Origin of the sequence: Pseudonocardia pini (genome assembly GCF_013870575.1) — a bacterium.
In the GTDB taxonomy this organism is placed as follows: Bacteria; Actinomycetota; Actinomycetes; order Mycobacteriales; family Pseudonocardiaceae; genus Pseudonocardia; species Pseudonocardia pini.
The window spans coordinates 1-1,800 of sequence record NZ_JACBXB010000956.1; the positions used below are offsets into that span (position 1 = coordinate 1).

Genomic DNA, 1,800 nt, shown 5'->3' on the forward strand with positions numbered 1-1,800 from the left:
CGGGGACCCGGGGCCGGCGGGGGATCCCGCCCGCCGGACCCTGGTGCTCTACCACGGCTCCGGTCCCGTGCTCGGCCACGACTACGCGCTGCAGGCGGCGCACCTCGCATCGCACCGCGGGGGATGGGCGCTCGCGCCCGTCGAGCGGTACGCGCCCGCCGAGATGCGCGGCTACGCGTTGGTGATCTACGTCGGCCTGTACACGCCGGACCCGTTGCCCGAGGCCTTCCTGGCCGACGTCGTGGACTCCGGTGTCCCCGTGTTGTGGTTGGGGGACAACGTGTCCCAGCTGTTCGAGCGGGAGCGCCGGGCGACCGACGCGCTCGGCTGGCAGCCGGGCGACCCGGATCCCGTCCCGGCGCGGGCCGTCGAGTACGGCGGGCGCACGCTCGTGCGCAACGCGGAGCCTCAGGAGCTGCTGCAGACGATCCAGCTCGAGCCCGACGGCGGCGCCGTGGAGATCGGGACGGCCGTGCGGGAGGACGGGACGCGGCGGCCGTGGGCGGTGCGTTCGGGATCGTTGACCTATGTGAGCGAGACCCCGTTCTCCTACGTCCGGGCGCGGGACCGCTACCTCGCGTTCGCCGACGTCGTGGACCGGATGCTGGTCCCCGACGCGCCGACCCGGCACCGCGCGCTGATCCGGATCGAGGACGTGGGGCCCAACACGAACCCCGAGCACGTCCGGCGCATCGCCGACCTGCTCTCCGCCCGCGGCATCCCGTTCTCGCTGGCCACCTACCCTTACTTCCGCGACCCGAACGGGGCGGTGCACGAGGGCGAGCCCGTGTCGTTCCGGCTGGTCGACGCACCGGAGCTGGTCGAGGCGCTGCGGTACGCGCAGGAGCGCGGCGGCACCCTGATCCTGCACGGCTACACGCACCAGTACGAGTCCGCCGTGAATCCCTACAACGGCACGAGCGGCTCGGACTACGAGTTCTTCAGCGCCCACGTCGACGCCGAGAACAAGGTCCGGCTCGACGGGCCCGTCCCGGCCGACTCCCGCGCCTGGGCCGCCGACCGGCTCGCGGTGGCCCGCGCGGAGTTCGTCCGGGCCGGGCTGCCCGACCCCGGGATCTTCGAGTTCCCGCACTACGCGGGGTCGGTGGCGAGCTACCAGGCCGTGCACGACACGTTCGGTGTGCGCTACGACCGGGGGACCTACTTCAGCGGGCTGTGTCCGGCGGGCGCCTGCTCGACGGGGGACACGCCGTCGAACGAGGGGCTCTTCCCGCAGTACTTCCCCTACTCGGTGCGGGACGCGTACGGCAGCATCGTGATCCCGGAGAACGTCGAGAACATCTCGGAGGCCTACAACGACAACGCGGCGCGGTCCGCGCAGGACCTGATCGCGGCGGCCGACGCGCTGACCGTGGTGCGGGACGGCGTGGCCAGCGCCTACTTCCATCCGTTCCTGCCCGTGGAGCTGCTCGACGAGCTGGTCACCGGGATCGAGCAGAAGGGGTTCCGGTTCGTTGCGCCGTCGGACATCCTGCATGATCGCTGAGCTCCTCCTCGCCGTGGCCGTCCTCGTGGGGTGCAGCCCGGCGACCGCGGAGCCCGTCGTGGACGGGGGGTGGGAGGTGACCGTCTACTACACCGCGGTCGAGTCCTTCCACACCTCGCCGCCGGTGCGGGTGACCGGCTGCCGCACGATCGACTGCACGCAGGGGTCCGAGGACCTGGGCCGGTACCCCGGCACGTTCGTGCAGGCCGTGCAGGACGAGGGCACCGGCCGGATCACCTCGGGCGAGGGGGCCGGCCGCTACCTGAACTGGGCGTCCAGCGAGGGGTACTGGC

The 1,800-nt window shown here is 72.6% G+C and carries 1 protein-coding gene and 1 pseudogene; both read left to right on the plus strand.

What is annotated here, in order from left to right; all coding sequences use genetic code 11:
• Positions 1 to 1,507 (plus strand): polysaccharide deacetylase family protein (locus tag H5J29_RS31280; RefSeq protein ID WP_181784534.1); only part of this gene is annotated, 1,507 nt, incomplete at its 5' end.
• Positions 1,497 to 1,800, plus strand: a pseudogene (locus H5J29_RS31285) (hypothetical protein); the annotation flags it as partial. The gene H5J29_RS31280 and the pseudogene H5J29_RS31285, both read left to right, overlap by 11 nt.